The sequence below is a fragment of the Pseudoalteromonas luteoviolacea NCIMB 1944 genome, assembly GCF_001625565.1.
GTDB classification, from domain to species: domain Bacteria; phylum Pseudomonadota; class Gammaproteobacteria; order Enterobacterales; family Alteromonadaceae; genus Pseudoalteromonas; species Pseudoalteromonas luteoviolacea_F.
The window spans coordinates 56,603-73,428 of sequence record NZ_AUXS01000075.1 but is presented as its reverse complement, the minus strand read 5'-3'; the positions used below and the strand labels follow the sequence as shown (position 1 = coordinate 73,428).

Genomic DNA, 16,826 nt, shown 5'->3' with positions numbered 1-16,826 from the left:
CTCCTATCAATGATGTGCATGACTATCATGCACTTGCTCATCGTCTGCTACCTGTATGGCGACAATGACTAGGTCATCTTTGACTTCAAAGGTAAATAAGATTTCATCACCTACATTGAATTCTTTGAACTCAAGCGTATCAGCCACCACAAAATCCATTGTCGCCGCAGGTCTATTCCACTTATCGATGGCTTCTCGACTGATATTCAAAATACGTCCTTTCTGATCCACATGATTAATAACCCCCTTTACTGTTGCCGTCGGGGTCTTAGCTTGTGCCATTATATGAATACCTGTTACTTCATACCCGCCGTTATCTTGTTCCGTGACTTCAAAATGCAATAACTGACCAGACTGTAAAGTTTCTATCTCAACGGCTTTGGCAACATTAAAATTCATGGTCATGGTAGGCCAGTCCCACACCTCAACGGGTTCATGGGTAATATTGACTTTACGATGCGACACCATCACGCTATTTATTTCACCTTGCATCCAAACCGATTTGGGGCGCTCCTCAAACTGCATTCTTTTGAAATCAGATGTTTTACTTGATTCTGAGTCAATCAAAAACTGTGCGGAGGTAACCACCTCTTCACCTTCTGCCAACCCTGACACTACCTCAATAGCAGTATCATTAATTCTGCCAATTTCTATTTCAATGGATTTAAACTGACCGTCGCCTAGCGCCAGTACAACTCGATTTTGGGCGCCTGTTCGGATCACTGCACTGGCCGGAACCGTTAAAACCCCATGTGTTGGGTCAGCTTCAATATCAACGCGCGCAAACATATTTGGTTTGAGTATTAAACCTGGATTATCAAATTTGAGTCTAACTCTCAAAGTACGGTTTTGAGCGTCTAAACTGGGATACACGTAATCTACTTCGCCGAGCCAAGACTTGCCTGGTAAGTAGTCTAACCCCATTGTAACTGGTAGCCCGGGTTTGATAATCGCAGCTTGGCGCTCAAAAACTTCGGCTTCAACCCAAACCTGATCTAGCTTGCCTATGCTCATCATCGTCGTGCCAGGTTGTACATAGTAACCTTCGCGGATCTTAAGGTTTTCAACCACGCCGGATTGCGGTGTGTAAAATGTAACTGTTTGACGAACTTGCTTGGTCTTTATCAGCTTTTCAATGAAGTCCACTGACATTTTAAGTGCTCGAAGCCGCTTACGCGCTGCATCTATCAGCTGCTGATCTGATTGCTTCAACGCGACGAGCATTTCTTTTTGAGCATTCACCAATTCAGGAGAATATAAATCGTACAAAGCCTGTCCTTGCTCGACTTCATCACCTATCGCTTTGACGTATAAATTATCTACCCAACCATCTACACGAGGATGGATATGCACCAACTCGTGTTCATCATACTGAACATAGCCCACGGTACTTACTGAGGTTTGCAGTGAGCTTCGCTTTACGGTCGCCGTTCTCACCCCTAAGTTATTAACCACATGAGAAGCTATTTTTACTACGCCAGGGCCAAACTCATCTTGTCCTTGAGGTTCGTCATAAACCGGCACTAGGTCCATGCCCATCGGAGATTTTCCCGGTTGGTCACGGCGATAATTTGCATCCATCGGTGCCACCCAATAAAGCGGCTTCTTCTCGCCTTCCGGTGTTGCTTCTTTATCACTGAGCGGTTGTACCTCCATAAATAACGTAGCCGATAGGCCGCCTATCGCAATCCCAATTATAGCCGTACAAAGCGTTTTTATTGCAGAAGACATCATCGTACTCCTCCTAAACCTTTGCTAATTAAACTTGGTTGCTGTTTGGGAAATGGCATGCATTGCTCATAGATAACGGCCATTAGAACTGCTCCTTATATTCAGTCACGGTGGCAAATACCTTACTGCTGCCGTCTTTCATTAGTATCAACACTTGATATGGGTTAAAACGCTTCCCTACTTCCATGCCCGGAGAACCAAGCGGCATAGCCGGAACAGACAACCCAATGGCATTTTCTATCGGATTAGATAAGAACTGTTTAATAAACTTTGCTGGGATATGCCCTTCAAAAACATAACCATTGTCGCTCACCCCAGTATGACAAGATTGATAACGGGCTTGGATCCCCAACTTGCGTTTAACCTCGCTTAAGTTAGGTAAATCATATATTTGGTGAGATACGTTAAACTGAGTTAAATGTGCTAACCACTTCGTACAACAGCCACATGTCGGGGTTTTGTATACTTTTAACATCGGACGCTCGGCGCTTTGTGTTGCGCTTACTGGACTTTGAAAGCCAAAAATAACTGAAAGGCATAGCACAAGTGCTACAAATTTAAATTTATACATGCTGGAACTCATTTTTAGTTGTGATCTATAGCCACCGACACATATCGCTAAAACTAGAACCCAATGCGTTCACAGCACAGGCTAATAGGCAGATATCAAGGTGACCAATTTTTATACAAGACATTTAGGGCGCAATAACCCTAGGATCACACCAAAATGGGGGGTTTATATACGGAGTTGATAAATTGGTTAGGTGAACCAACATAGCCAGAAACAGGTTTGTCTGTCGCTAAATTGATTGTAGAAAAGATATTCGCTTCACTGATAAAAAGAGAAAACGGCGCACACAAACTGGTAGGGCAAGTGCAATCAGTTTTGCAACAATCCATATCACTGTGTGTTGCCATAGAAGTATCATGGTGCATACCGCTACTGTGGTCATGAGACTGCGTTATGCTCTGGTGAACATCATGCATGGCCACCGCTGTAGAAGCTATGGGCATATCATGATCACATATCATTTTTGCCTGCACCAATGGCTGAAATACAAACATCAAAAACACTGCAACAACTAATACCAGTTGCACAGGGTTATGTATTGTTTTTGATAATTTGCGATCACTCACAAGTCTGATACCTTTGATTTTTGTAGCACTACTATAACGCTAAATCGACAAAGAATAAAACACTGCCTAGCTAAGTGAGTAATTTACTCACTTAGCAAAGACCATAAGCATGTAATTAAGCAGCTTTAACTGCTTCTCGGCGATGCGCCCAAATCATCAGGCCCAGGCCGCCAATTATCATTGGCAACGACAATATTTGCCCTTGTGAGATAATACCGGCATGCAACCCAATATGGGCATCAGGTTGACGGAAGTATTCAATTGCAAACCTAAACACGCCGTAGCCCAATAAGAATAGTCCTGCAATACTACCTGCTGGACGCGGCTGTTTGCGATACCAAACAAGAATTAAGAATAACACCAAACCTTCAAAAAACGCTTCGTACAATTGGGAGGGGTGCCTTGGAACATTGCCGCCCGAAGGAAAAATTACCGCCCAAGGTACATCCGTTTGTCGTCCCCACAATTCACCGTTAATAAAGTTACCGATCCTGCCTGCCAATAACCCCACTGGTACCATAGGCACCACAAAATCGCCCACAGCCAAAGGGGACTTATTAGTTCGCCATGCAAAAATAAAAATCGCGGTGATGACGCCCAGTGCGCCGCCGTGGAAAGACATTCCTCCTTCCCATACTTTAAATAGCATCAGCGGATCTGATAAAAAGGAAGAGAAGTTGTAAAATAGCACGTAGCCAATACGGCCGCCTAAAATGACCCCTAACATGCCATAAAATAATAAGTCACTGACTTGTTCTCTCGTCCAGCCCGAGTTGGGTTTATCAGCTTCTTTATTTGCCCACCACATCGCAAATGCAAAACCAATTAAGTACATAAGGCCGTACCAACGGACACTTAGTGGACCGACTGAAAATATAATCGGATCAATTTCCGGAAACTGCAAAGCCATCGCTTTCCCTCAATAAAATAACATTTTGCCTGCAATCACGATGAGAATGAATGCAAACACCTTTTTAATTGTTGCTACTGGTAAATAATGTGTGGCTTTAGCACCTAGTGGTGCAGTAAACCAAGAAGTCAGTACAATACCAAATAAAGCCGGTAAGTAAATATATCCCAAAAAGCCTTGTTGCAAAGTTAACTTTTCGCTACCCGCAACGATATAACCAATACTGCCAAACAAAGCAATTACAATACCACTCACCGCGGCACACCCTATGGCTTTTCTCATATCTATAGAAAAATAGTTAAGCAATGGTACTACAAGCACCCCTCCTCCAATGCCAATCATGGCTGAGAGCGCGCCCATTATACTCGTTATGCCAGTAATCATCGCACCGCTGGGTAAACTTCGAGTGACGTTTTGTTCGACTTTACGGCTTGAAATAACCATTTTTGCAGCGATTAAAATCACACACAGTAAAAATATCCATTTGATGATCAAAGCAGGGATTAAGGTGGTAAAAAAGCCACTTAAAAGCGCACCTATCGCGACACCGCCCACCACCCAAGGTGCTATAGTCCAAGGTACATTGCCATTTCGGTGATGTGCAATTGCTGAAGACGTTGAAGTAAATAATATTGAGGCTAATGAGGTCGCAATTGCCACTACGATGACTTGCTCAGTGGGTAATATTGAAAAACTGACCAATATTGCCGATAGGACCGGAACAATAATGAGGCCACCACCAATACCAAGCAACCCAGCTAAAAAACCGACCACACAACCGAGTAACGCACAGCTTAAAACCAAAGGTGCGTTAATAGACATAATGATGTTCATTATGATGCTCTTTGTTATTGTTGTGCCCTATGTTAACGCATCTGCTGTGAGCCTGCACACCTATTCTCTTGATTCAAAAATAGCGTTCTTTAACTAAACTCTAAACGCTATTCATTCAGCTCACGACTCGTTCCATGAAAAAACCGATTTTAGAATCTAAACGTTCTTTGGCCCTGATTGCGTATAGATGATTTCGCTTAAGCCCTGAGCGATAATAAACTCTCGTAAATAACGATGTACTTGAATCGCACTTGATGCGCTCAAACATTGCTCAAGTAAGGCTTCCATGTCAGTCACCTTGAGCCTTCTAAGCACCCATTTTACTTTATTCAACGCCGAAATATTCATACTCAACCTGCGATAACCCATAGCCACGAGTAAAATCGCGCCTTCAGGTTCTGAGCCCAGCTCTCCGCATAAACTAAAAGGTAATTCCAGTGCTTGGCAATCTGTGGCAATGCGATTTAGCGCCCTTAGTACGCTAGGATGATATGGTTCAAAGAGTTTAGCAACACGTGAATTGGCTCTATCTACTGCCAGTAAATACTGCGTTAGGTCATTACTACCCACAGAGCAAAAATCGACTTTTTCTGCCCACTCAGGTAACAAAAAGATACTTGAAGGCACCTCTATCATGACCCCAATTTCAGGTTTATCTATCTGATAAAACTGATCAGCCCATTCCTCTTGTAGTTCAAAATAGGCTTGCTCAAGCAGAGCCAGCGCATCATCCACTTCTTCCGTATGACCTATCATTGGCAGCATAATTCGTAAATTACCGAGCCCTGCGTTTGCCTTAATCATCGCTTTTAGCTGATCGAGAAAAAGTTCTGGGTGATCCAGTGTAACCCTTATTCCACGCCAGCCCAAAAATGGGTTTTCTTCTTCAATGTCAAAATAATCTAAGACTTTGTCTCCGCCGATATCCAAAGTACGCATAACAACGGGTTCAGGATGATATAGAGACAACACTTCTCGGTAACACTGCTCTTGCTCTGCTTGAGATGGGAATTGTCCCCGTTGCATAAACCAAGATTCGGTACGATATAAACCGACCCCGTCACTGTACTTTGCGCTCATATGTTCTGAAGAAAGATCAAGCCCCGCATTTAATAGTAAGCTGATGCGCTCTCCATCTAGGGTAATGGGCGGCAAATCATGTTCCGCATCAAACTTATCATGCAGTTGGCTTTCTTTTTGCCGAAGTGCCTCATATTCTTGAGTCAGTACTTTAGATGGAGAAACATATACTCTCCCAGCATAAGCATCAAGAATGATGGGCTTGTCTTCAAACTGCAGTAGTGGGATATTTTCAATCCCCCAAATTGCCGGGATCCCCATTGCCCGAGTTAATATTGAAGCATGAGAATTCGCTGAACCATGAACACTGATCACCCCTACCAATTTGTCTTTAGGTACATGTGCTAACATGGCGGGAGTGAGTGTCTCCGCGACTAAAATGGTCTGCTCATGATATGACTTTGTTACCGACTCAGTACTAACCAAATGATGTAATACTCTTAACCCTAAATCCTTTACATCCACTGCTCGTTCTTTGATATAAGGATCTTGCATTGCCTCAAATTGAGTTACCAGATCTTCAATTACATGTTTTAGCGCAGATTTCGCATCCCAGCCGAGCTCTAACTCTTTGTTAACTTGCTGACCTAGACTACGCGCATCTAAAAGCTGTTGATAAACCTCAAAGACAGCCAATGCCTCTTTGGGTAAAGATAACGATAGGCGATTAGCAAGCACATGAAACTCATGTCTAGTTGCATCCACAGCTTGTTTAAATAACTTTTTTTGTTCACTCAGATTGGTATTTTTTGTTGATTCGATACTGGAAAAGTCCAGTTTGGGCAACACGACGTACGCTTTACCAAGTGCAATTCCTGGGGTGCTGGCAACACCTTTTAACACAGATGTTTTGTGATTGGTCGCGTCTTGTTTTAACAACGTTTGTAGTTCAACATGGGCCAATTGAGACGCTAACTGGGCAGACAAGGTGATTAAAAATGACTCCTCGTCGTTACTGAATTCTCGCGTGTTTCTTTGCTGCACTACAATCACACCGAGAACTTTTCGTTGGTGGACAACTGGCACCGATAAGAAGGCATTGAAACCTTCTTCTTGAACCTCAGGAGAGTGTTTAAAACGAGGGTGCACCTGCGCTTGGGCGATGTTAATCGTTTCTTCGCGCTGTGCGACTAGGCCAACTAACCCCTCTGTAAATCCAATCCTGAATTGGCCTACAGCTTCGGGGTTTAAGCCATCACTAGCCATAAGAACGAAATTGTCTTGACTGTAGTCCGCAAAGTAAATTGAGCAGCAGTCCGTGTGCATGGCCTGCTTTACCATCACAACGAAAAGGTTTAGAGCGTCACCTAAGTTATCTTGTTGAGAAACTGACTGCGCAATTGACCTTAACGTTGCTAGCACTTTGTTACCCTATCTATCGTCTTCGCCAATGATCTTTATGGCTATGTTCTTTGCGATTAAACGGCATTGCAAATGGTGCAAACTCTTTCATAACCCTACGATAAACATCTCTTTTAAATGACACCACTTGCCTTACCGGATACCAGTAACTTACCCACCGCCAATCATCGAATTCGGGATGGTGAGTTCTCAATAGGTCAACTTCCTCGTCTTTACACCTAAGTTTGAGTAAAAACCATTTTTGCTTTTGCCCTATACAAACAGGACTTGAATCCTTACGAATTAACCTTTTTGGCAATTTGTATCTGAGCCAGTGCTTAGAGCTGGCTACAATTTCGACATCCTCAGGCCTTAACCCCACTTCCTCGTGAAGCTCGCGATACATAGTTTGCTCAGGGGTCTCACCTTCATCTACACCTCCTTGGGGAAACTGCCAAGAGTGCTGACCATAGCGCCTTGCCCAAAATACTTGCCCTTGGTTATTACATATTACAATTCCCACATTGGCACGAAATCCTTCGGCATCAATCACCTTAGCGCCTCATTCTTATGTCTATTTTATTTGATTGTTCCATATATAGCTGGCATCAGCAAATATTATTCCCGCTTTTACTCAAGTTACTCACAGCTTGTGCATAACTCAATACCATCAAGCACATTTTACAAACAAATCCACAGATTTACAGTTAAAAAGCTAACTTCTCCACAGAAACTGTGGATAATATTGTTCATATATCTGTATTTATCCAAATTCTTGTTGATTCGCAATCATCTAAATCTTATCAAAAACCAATAAAACACATAAATATCATAAACTTAAACTATTCACACCCCACTAAAAGCTGTTTAAAATACCACCAAACAAACTCAGTTCAAAAAACAACCAACCCAACTTAATCCACAACCCCTTTATATTCTGATAAAATTTCCCTACTTCTATATTAGGTAAGTAAAGCAATGCTAAAACCCGCTCCGCCAACTAGTGTTTCAGAATTATTGCAGCGTGTTGAGACGATCGCCGGGTTAACTCTGGGTGAGCTAGCTGCTCAATATCACTTTAAAAGTCCAGATGATTTACTACGAGAAAAAGGCTGGCCCGGACAGCTATTAGAATATGTATTGGGCGCCAGTGCAGGTTCAAAGCCTGTGCCTGATTTTGAACATATCGGCATAGAACTCAAAACCTTACCACTCAGTTATGCAGGAAAGCCCCTTGAAACAACCTATGTGTCTGTTGTGCCACTGACCAACCTGACGGGATTAACATGGCAAAGCTCGAGCGTTAAGAAAAAACTCAATCATGTACTTTGGCTTCCAATCCTAGCTGAGCGTGATATTCCCCCGATTGATAGAACTATTGGCACTGGATTTTTATGGCAACCTGATGCGCAGCAAGAGGCGCAATTGCAACGTGATTGGGAAGAACAAATCGAATTAATCGCACTTGGACGCGTAGATGAAATATCAGGTCACTTAGGAGAGGTCATGCAGATCAGGCCAAAAGCGGCCAACAGTAAAGTTTTAACTGATGCAATTGGTCCACGAGGTGGATTAATCAAAACATTGCCCAGAGGGTTTTATTTAAAAACGCAATTTACACACACGATTTTGGTCAATCAATTTGCGAATTAAGCATCAGCTTAATTCGCAATTATCCACCCTATACTGGTAGAGTGAAGCCCACAATAGTATTAGGCTTTAACAATTCTGAAATGGTATAAACCTTTTGATACTAGTGAAGTCCAATCCCCTGTAGGACAACTGCTCTCATTGTTTTTAAACCACATAGTCACAGTATTTTGAGTCGACAACCCCAGTAATAAAGCGCTGTACATCGCATGGCAATACTCACTAGTATGGCCGTCAGAACCACCTTGTAAGCTGCACACAACAGAGTTTGTTACGCTCAAAGGTGTGCTACCAATACCACTAAAAGAGGCTGAAACGGAACCATTTTTAGTCAAGTGTACGTTGGATACTTTGCCAAAGCAGTAGTGAGTTTTAGTGGCTGCTGCATTGAAACTCAGCGTAGCACCTAAAAATAAAGCGGCAAGAGTAGAGACTTTATGTATCATTTTTTATTTTCCTTTTTAGTTATTTGAGTTGGCTATCCAGCCGACAGTAATTGTACCTATATTATTTTCATTGACAACCCATCTCCAATCTACCTTAGAGCCACTTGATAAATGCAATAAAAAAAGCCCGCTGTACTTGCGTACAGCGGGCTTTTCAACAATACATATCAAATATTAAGTCTTACTGACCTTTGATCTCTGAACGACCATTGTAAACAGCCTTGTCACCTAATGCCTCTTCAATACGTAGAAGCTGGTTGTATTTAGCAACACGGTCTGAACGACATAGAGAACCAGTTTTGATTTGGCCTGCCGCCGTACCAACTGCTAAATCAGCAATTGTTGCATCTTCTGTCTCGCCTGAACGGTGAGAGATAACCGCTGTGAAGCCTGCATCTTGCGCCATCTTAATTGCATCAAGCGTCTCAGAAAGAGAACCGATTTGGTTAAATTTGATCAAGATTGAGTTACCGATCTTCTCATCGATACCACGCTTTAAGATTTTCGTGTTAGTTACGAATAGATCGTCACCAACAAGCTGCACTTTTTCACCAATTTTGTCTGTTAGGATCTTCCAACCATCCCAGTCGCTCTCGTCTAGGCCATCTTCAATAGACACAATTGGGTAACGTGCAGCAAGATCAGCTAAGAAATCAGCAAAACCTTCTGAATCGAACGCCTTACCTTCACCACTTAGGTCATACTTACCATCTTTGTAGAACTCAGAAGATGCACAATCAAGTGCAAGCGTCACGTCTTTGTTCATTTCATAACCTGCAGCCGCAACTGCTTCAACGATTACTTCTAACGCTTCTTCGTTTGACTTAAGATCAGGTGCAAAGCCGCCTTCGTCACCAACAGCTGTATTTAAACCGCGTGCGCTCAATACTTTTTTCAGGCTATGGAAGATTTCTGCACCCATACGTAATGCTTCACGGAAGCTTGAAGCGCCAACAGGCTGAACCATAAATTCTTGAATATCAACATTGTTGTCAGCATGCTCACCACCGTTGATGATGTTCATCATAGGTACTGGCATTGAGAACTGACCTGCTGTGCCATTAATGTCTGCAATGTGCTCGTACAATGCAACACCTTTCTCTTGCGCAGCAGCTTTAGCTGTTGCTAGAGATACAGCTAAGATTGCGTTTGCACCTAGCTTTTCTTTGTTTTCAGTACCATCTAGGTCAAGCATGATTTGGTCAACAGCACGTTGCTCTAGCGCATTTTGGCCTTCTAGCGCTTGTGCAATTTCTTTATTTACAAAGTTTACTGCTGTAAGTACACCTTTACCCAAGTAACGAGACTTATCACCATCACGTAATTCAAGTGCTTCGCGAGTTCCTGTTGATGCACCTGATGGTGCACACGCGCGGCCCCAAGCACCCGAGTCTAAATGAACATCGGCTTCAACGGTTGGGTTACCACGTGAGTCCATAACTTCACGGCCAATCACTTTTACGATTTTTGACATCTTGATTCCTCTTTTCCCAAAGTGGTGAGTGTTTTTATTTCTGCTTAATTTGCATTGCTATGCAACCGCCTTTGTGTGTTTCAGTCGCATAGCAATACCTAAGGTATTTAAACAAAAAAGCCGTGCACTCGTGCACGGCTTTTTCTCTTAAGAGTTTTCTTTTTGGTAGCTGAATGCTGCACCAACAAACCCTTCAAACAATGGGTGTCCATCGCGAGGGGTCGAGGTAAACTCAGGGTGGAACTGAGCTGCAATAAACCAAGGGTGATCTTTATTTTCAATGATCTCCACTAGCTTTTTGTCTTCAGATAAACCAGTGAATGCCAACCCTGCTTGCTCTAGTTTCTCAACAAAATTGTTGTTCACTTCGTAGCGATGGCGGTGGCGCTCTGTGATTTCTGCACTACCATATACTTCACGTACTTTAGAGCCTTCAGCTAAATGACATAGCTGAGCACCCAAACGCATTGTCCCACCAAGATCTGACTCTTCGGTACGAGTTTCAACATTACCATCTGCATCTAGCCATTCGGTGATCAAACCAACGACTGGACTTGGCGTATTCACATCGAACTCAGTAGAGTTAGCATTTTCTAAACCTGCAACATTACGCGCATATTCAATTAGTGCCACTTGCATACCAAGGCAAATGCCTAAATAAGGGACTTTGTTTTCACGGGCATATTTAGCAGCAAGGATCTTGCCTTCAACGCCACGATTACCAAATCCGCCAGGAACTAGAATTGCATCAAGGTGGTCTAGTCGCTCAGTACCTTTGCTTTCGATATCTTGAGAGTCAACATATTCAATATTAACTGTTACACGGTTTTTCAAACCTGCGTGCTTAAGAGCTTCGTTAACTGATTTGTATGCATCAGGAAGCTCAATATACTTGCCCACCATACCGATTGTTACTTCACCTGTCGGGTTAGACTCTTGATAAAGCACTTGTTCCCACTCAGATAAATCAGCTTCAGGACATTCAAGGTAGAAACGGCGACAAACTAGGTTGTCTAGTTCCTGAGACTTTAACAACGCTGGGATTTTGTAGATGCTATCAACATCTTGAAGCGAGATTACTGCTTTTTCTTCTACGTTAGTGAAGAGTGCAATTTTCGCTCTTTCATTTGCCGGCAACTTACAATTAGAACGACAGACTAGGATATCTGGCTGAATACCAATTGAGCGTAACTCTTTTACTGAGTGCTGAGTCGGTTTAGTTTTTACTTCACCAGCTGCACCAAGGAAAGGCACTAACGTTAGGTGCATAAATAATGCGTGCTCACGACCCAGTTCAGTCCCAAGCTGACGGATCGCTTCAAGGAATGGCTGTGATTCAATATCACCAACCGTACCACCGATCTCTACGATCGCGATATCATGGCCCTCTGCACCTTCAATTACTCGGCGCTTAATGTCATTGGTAATATGTGGGATAACTTGGATTGTTGCGCCCAAGTACTCGCCTTTACGTTCACGACGTAAAACGTCTTCAAATACACGACCTTGCGTAAAGTTGTTACGACTAGTCATTTTGGTGCGAATAAAGCGCTCATAGTGACCAAGGTCTAGGTCAGTTTCAGCCCCGTCTTCAGTTACGAAAACTTCACCATGCTGAATAGGGCTCATTGTGCCCGGGTCAACATTGATATAAGGATCCAGCTTAAGAATAGTCACGTTAAGGCCACGTGCCTCTAAAATCGCAGCTAATGAAGCAGCTGCAATACCTTTACCCAAGGAGGAAACAACTCCGCCCGTTACGAAGATAAATTTTGTACTCATGCGAACCCTAGAATATCAAGGAAAATGGAATTTAAATAAGAATCAAGACGGGGCAATAGTATAGCAAAAGCGCGATTAGCAATCCAGCAAAAATTGTCTACTCAAACACCGAGATTACTTTGCGCGCTTTTTTATGTGCTCCCAAGCATCGTCCATTTGCTCTAAGCTAGCTTCCTCTAAGGTCAGGTTTCGCTTGGCTAAAACCTCATCTATCTGGATGAATCGATTGCTAAATTTTCTGGTAGCCTGACGCAATAACTGCTCGGGATCACGTTTCGCATGACGAATAACATTCACTGTCGCGAAAAGCAGGTCGCCAAGCTCTTCCGCGCTATGTTCTGAATACGGATCCTGTGCCATAGCTTCCTTTACTTCGTCTACTTCTTCTTCAACCTTATCCAGTGCGCCATGATAATCAGGCCAGTCAAACCCCAAAGAAGCTGCGCGTTTTTGTATTTTTTTAGCTCTTGTTAATGCCGGCAGCCCTTGGATCACATCATCGCCGAATGCTTTTTTCTCTTTACGTTCGGACTGTTTAATTGCCTCCCATTGAGCATCCAACTCTTGCTCTGTCAAAGATGCTTTCTTGTCGAACACATGAGGGTGACGACGCACAAGCTTTTCATTGAGTCCTGCGACAATGGACTCAAAATCAAACAGGCCAGCCTCTTTGCCTAACTGGGCATAAAAAATAACTTGAAACAGCAGATCTCCGAGCTCATCTTTGAGTGCAGCAAAATCTCTCTGCTCTATGGCATCAGCCACTTCATGCGCTTCTTCTAGGGTGTGAGGAACAATCGAACTGAAGTCTTGCTGCTTATCCCAATCGCAACCTCTTTCAGGGTCGCGTAAAGTAACCATAATGTCTACAAGACGCTGTATATTATCACTCATCAAATCCCCCTAATGCTGGCGCTTGGCTTCAAACACGCCTTCTGTTTGTAGAAGCTTTGTCAGTAAACGGTTGGTTGCGGATAAATCGCCGACTTCAATTTTCATTGTAAAGATTGCCACCCCTTTTTCATGTTGAGTTTGCACATTCATATTGAGTACATTGACTTTTTCATTCGCTAAAATCGCACTAATATCTCGGATAAGCCCCTGCCTATCATTGGCCTCTATCCGAATAGTGATTTCATAGAATGATTGCACATCATCAGACCAACTGACTGCAATTTCGCGCTCCGGGTGTAGCTCCGTTATGTGAGCAAATGAGTCACAATCGGCACGGTGTACCGCAATACCCCGCCCCTGAGTGATATAGCCAACAATGGCGTCACCCGGTACAGGCTGGCAACACTTTGCAACGTGACTGAGCAAGCTACCCACACCTTCGACTACAATGCCGTTTTTATCACCTTTGTGCTTTTTACGGGTGCTTAGCTTTAATTTAGGCTCAGATTCTGGTTTATCTTGAATAAAGTTCAAAAACTGATTGATACGTACATCCCCCGCACCAATCGCCACCATCAAGTCGTCCAACTCTTTAAAGTTAAAGCGCTCGATGGCAGGCTCTAACTCTTTGTAACTGATATCCAGCTTTTGTAGGTGACTATCAAGAATTTCCTTACCCGCTTGTAGGTTTTTATCTCTGTCTTGCTGTTTGAACCAGTGATGGATTTTACTGCGCGCACGAGAAGAGTATATATATCCCAAAGACGGATTGAGCCAATCACGACTCGGTGAGGGGTTTTTCTGGGTTAAGATCTCAATTTGATCCCCAGTTGAAAGTTTGTAAGTAAAAGGCACTATTTTGCCAAACACTTTCGCCCCAATGCAGCGATGTCCTACATTGGAGTGTATGTAGTAGGCAAAATCGAGCGGAGTTGACCCCAGCGGTAGATCAAAAATATCCCCGCGTGGCGTGAAGACATAAACCCGATCTTCAACAACTTGGTTCTTTAACTCTTCGGCAAATTCACTGCCATCAACAACTTCTTCTTGCCATTGCAGTAGTTTTCTTAGCCAGCTTATCTTTTGTTCATAGCCGGAGCCGCGACCAGGCAGCGCACCTTCTTTATACATCCAGTGTGCAGCCACCCCCATTTCCGCATCTTTATGCATATCATGGGTGCGGATCTGGATTTCGACTGTTTTTCCTTCAGGGCCAAATACGACAGTGTGAATTGACTGATAGCCGTTTGGCTTAGGGGTCGCAACATAGTCGTCAAACTCCTTATTGAGGTGACGCCAGTTAGTATGTACGATACCTAGTGCCGCATAGCAATCCTGCAATTGTTCTACCACAATGCGCATAGCGCGTATATCAAATAGCTGCTCAAACTCGTAGTTTTTTTGAGACATCTTTTTGTAAATACTGTAGATGTGCTTCGGACGGCCATAAACTTCTGCCGTGACATTCGCATCAGTCAATTTTTGTTGTACCGCTGCAACCATATCACTCATATATGCTTCACGAGCAAGGCGTTTGTCGGCCAATTTTTTGGCAATTTTTTTATAACTTTCTGGGTGTAGATAACGAAAAGAAAGGTCCTCAAGTTCCCACTTAAGTTGACCAATGCCTAAACGGTTTGCTAGCGGCGCAAAAATATTCGCGGTGGTCTTTGCCGCCACGACGCGCTCTTCTTCTGAGGCATCCTTTACACTGCGCAAATAGCAGATCTGCTCTGCCAACTTGATCACAACTGCACGCACATCTTCTACCATCGCAAGCAACATACGACGGATTTTGTCTATTTGGACATTGCCTTTGCTTTGATGCGCCAAGGTGCTTATTGAAGCCATTTGCTCCACACCTTTTAATAACAGCGCGATATTTTCGCCCAAAGACTTTTCAATCGCTTCAATATCTAATTGCTGCGCTAGAAAATAGGGGGTTAGAAACGCCCCTGCAAGGGATTCTGAGTCAAAATTCAGCTCAGCCAAAATCTCAACCATTTCAATGGCTTTCTCCAGCAGATCCCCATCGGTCTCCGCGGGACATAAAGCATATGCTTCATTGAGTCGATCAGTTTTTTCTTCAGACAAACTTAACAACGCCAAACGCGCGTCAAAATCAGCCGGAAGTGTTGCGTGGTGAGATTGGCGAGTCGCTACCATTATTGACTACCTCCTTTGGAACAACGCCATTGTTTCAATATGCCCGGTGTGAGGGAACATATCCATCAGTGCGACTTTGCTAACAGTAAACCCAGCGGCCAAAATAAGCGCACTGTCTCTTGCCAAGGTAACCGGATCACATGACACGTATAAAACCTTGTTGAATTGCTTCAGTGGCATTTGTTTGAGGACATCATAAGCCCCCGTTCGTGACGGGTCTAACACTAAAGTATCTAACTCATTGCTGAACCACTCTGCTGTTGCCATATCTTGGGTCAAATCAAACTGGAAAAACTGCGCATTGTCGATATCGTTAGTGTGCGCATTTTGCGTAGCCATTGCAACAGAAGAAGCAACCCCTTCGACTCCTATGACTTTCTTTGCTTGTTTTGCAAACAGTAAGGAAAAATTACCTATGCCACAAAACAGGTCAAGCACCTGCTCTTTTCCCGATAACGCGAGCCAAGTCACTGCCTGATGTAACATTGCTTCGTTCACCGCTGCATTAACTTGGATAAAGTTGTCCAACTTAAATTCAAATTGAGTTTCATCCACTGCATATTGAGGTAACAATGCATAAGATACTTCAGCGTTGCCGTCATCCCATAATACTTGCCAGCCTTTTTTATCAAACTCGTCAGTAACGATTTGCTTGGCTGCACAATCAATTGCTTTTGTATGACGGAACAAAACAAAAGGCGCGTTATCAGCCTCGCATAATTGAATATGACTAATGCTACGAAGTTGAGGGTGACGATTTAGTATGGCTCTTAAGTCAACAAAGATAGATTGATACACTTTTGTCAATACACCGCATTCAGCGACATTGACGAGTTTTTTTGATTTTGCAGCGCGAAACCCAAGCTTGAGCACTTTCTCATTTTTGTCAAAGTACGTTGCTATTCGAGCTGCACGTCGATAGTGCGAGCCATCACTGGATATAGGTAAGCTCCATGGTAACTCACTCGTGCCTGAAAACTTGGCAAACAGTTTGCCAACCGCAAGCTGTTTGTGTGCTAGCTGTGCAGACTTCTCCAAATGTTGTAGCGAACAGCCGCCACATTCTTGATAGTGGGGACAAAATGGGATTGCACGCTGCTCACTTGGTTTAACAACTTTTGCAACACTGCCCTCAAATAGTTTGGCTTTTTGCTGGTTAATACGCACTTTAACTTGCTCGCTGGGTAAAGCACCTTCAATAAACCCAACTTTGCCATTATGCTTTGCTACGCCTCGCCCTTGATGATCAAGTGATTCAATTGACACTTCAATGACCTGACCTTTCACTGATGCTTTTTTAGCACGAAAAATTTGTGCCATGTACCGCCCCTTATACATTGCTAAACACCAATGAACTCGCTAATCTAGAGTTCATAATTAT

At 43.3% G+C, this 16,826-nt stretch carries 14 protein-coding genes; 1 reads left to right on the top strand and 13 read right to left on the bottom strand.

Features of this window, described 5'->3' with window-relative positions; translation table 11 throughout:
• Window positions 1-6: 6 nt before the first annotated feature.
• From N483_RS22895 to rppH, 7 genes are all read right to left on the bottom strand, one after another.
• Window positions 7-1,731, bottom strand: a complete 1,725-nt coding sequence (locus N483_RS22895) for an efflux RND transporter periplasmic adaptor subunit (RefSeq protein ID WP_036974839.1) — start codon at window positions 1,729-1,731, stop codon at window positions 7-9.
• 82 nt (window positions 1,732-1,813) lie between these two features.
• A complete protein-coding gene (locus N483_RS22890) occupies window positions 1,814-2,302 on the bottom strand; it encodes a DUF411 domain-containing protein (protein ID WP_023397132.1) in 489 nt (162 codons plus the stop codon).
• 146 nt (window positions 2,303-2,448) lie between these two features.
• Complete coding sequence (locus N483_RS22885) at window positions 2,449-2,868, bottom strand: hypothetical protein (protein WP_023397133.1); 420 nt, start codon at window positions 2,866-2,868, stop codon at window positions 2,449-2,451.
• 115 nt (window positions 2,869-2,983) lie between these two features.
• On the bottom strand, window positions 2,984-3,778 hold the full coding sequence (gene lgt / locus N483_RS22880) for a prolipoprotein diacylglyceryl transferase (RefSeq protein WP_023397134.1): 795 nt from the start codon (window positions 3,776-3,778) through the stop codon (window positions 2,984-2,986).
• A 9-nt stretch (window positions 3,779-3,787) separates the two neighbouring features.
• Entirely contained in the window at window positions 3,788-4,600 is an 813-nt protein-coding gene (locus N483_RS22875; RefSeq protein WP_036974841.1) for a sulfite exporter TauE/SafE family protein, read from the bottom strand.
• Between the two features lie 168 nt (window positions 4,601-4,768).
• Window positions 4,769-7,054 (bottom strand): phosphoenolpyruvate--protein phosphotransferase, encoded by a 2,286-nt coding sequence (gene ptsP / locus N483_RS22870; protein WP_023397136.1) that lies wholly within the window; start codon window positions 7,052-7,054, stop codon window positions 4,769-4,771.
• 13 nt (window positions 7,055-7,067) lie between these two features.
• Window positions 7,068-7,586, bottom strand: coding sequence for an RNA pyrophosphohydrolase (gene rppH / locus N483_RS22865; protein ID WP_023397137.1), 519 nt, complete (start codon window positions 7,584-7,586; stop codon window positions 7,068-7,070).
• A 425-nt stretch (window positions 7,587-8,011) separates the two neighbouring features.
• Here rppH and mutH point away from each other — a divergent pair, with 425 nt between their 5' ends.
• Window positions 8,012-8,686 (top strand): DNA mismatch repair endonuclease MutH, encoded by a 675-nt coding sequence (gene mutH, locus N483_RS22860; protein WP_023397138.1) that lies wholly within the window; start codon window positions 8,012-8,014, stop codon window positions 8,684-8,686.
• 59 nt (window positions 8,687-8,745) lie between these two features.
• Here mutH and N483_RS22855 read toward each other — a convergent pair whose 3' ends face one another.
• The 6 genes from N483_RS22855 to rlmD form a co-directional block, all read right to left on the bottom strand.
• Window positions 8,746-9,129 carry a hypothetical protein gene (locus N483_RS22855; RefSeq protein ID WP_023397139.1) on the bottom strand — a complete coding sequence of 128 codons (384 nt, stop codon included), beginning with the start codon at window positions 9,127-9,129 and terminating at the stop codon, window positions 8,746-8,748.
• Between the two features lie 181 nt (window positions 9,130-9,310).
• Window positions 9,311-10,603, bottom strand: coding sequence for a phosphopyruvate hydratase (eno, locus tag N483_RS22850; protein WP_023397140.1), 1,293 nt, complete (start codon window positions 10,601-10,603; stop codon window positions 9,311-9,313).
• A 147-nt stretch (window positions 10,604-10,750) separates the two neighbouring features.
• Complete coding sequence (locus N483_RS22845) at window positions 10,751-12,385, bottom strand: CTP synthase (RefSeq protein ID WP_023397141.1); 1,635 nt, start codon at window positions 12,383-12,385, stop codon at window positions 10,751-10,753.
• Between the two features lie 114 nt (window positions 12,386-12,499).
• A complete protein-coding gene (mazG, locus tag N483_RS22840; RefSeq protein WP_023397142.1) occupies window positions 12,500-13,279 on the bottom strand; it encodes a nucleoside triphosphate pyrophosphohydrolase in 780 nt (259 codons plus the stop codon).
• Window positions 13,280-13,288: 9 nt separating this feature from the next.
• The gene (relA, locus tag N483_RS22835) at window positions 13,289-15,445 is read right to left on the bottom strand and encodes a GTP diphosphokinase (protein ID WP_023397143.1); all 2,157 of its coding nucleotides are present in this window, start codon (window positions 15,443-15,445) and stop codon (window positions 13,289-13,291) included.
• Window positions 15,446-15,451: 6 nt separating this feature from the next.
• Entirely contained in the window at window positions 15,452-16,765 is a 1,314-nt protein-coding gene (gene rlmD / locus N483_RS22830; RefSeq protein WP_023397144.1) for a 23S rRNA (uracil(1939)-C(5))-methyltransferase RlmD, read from the bottom strand.
• Window positions 16,766-16,826 lie beyond the last annotated feature (61 nt).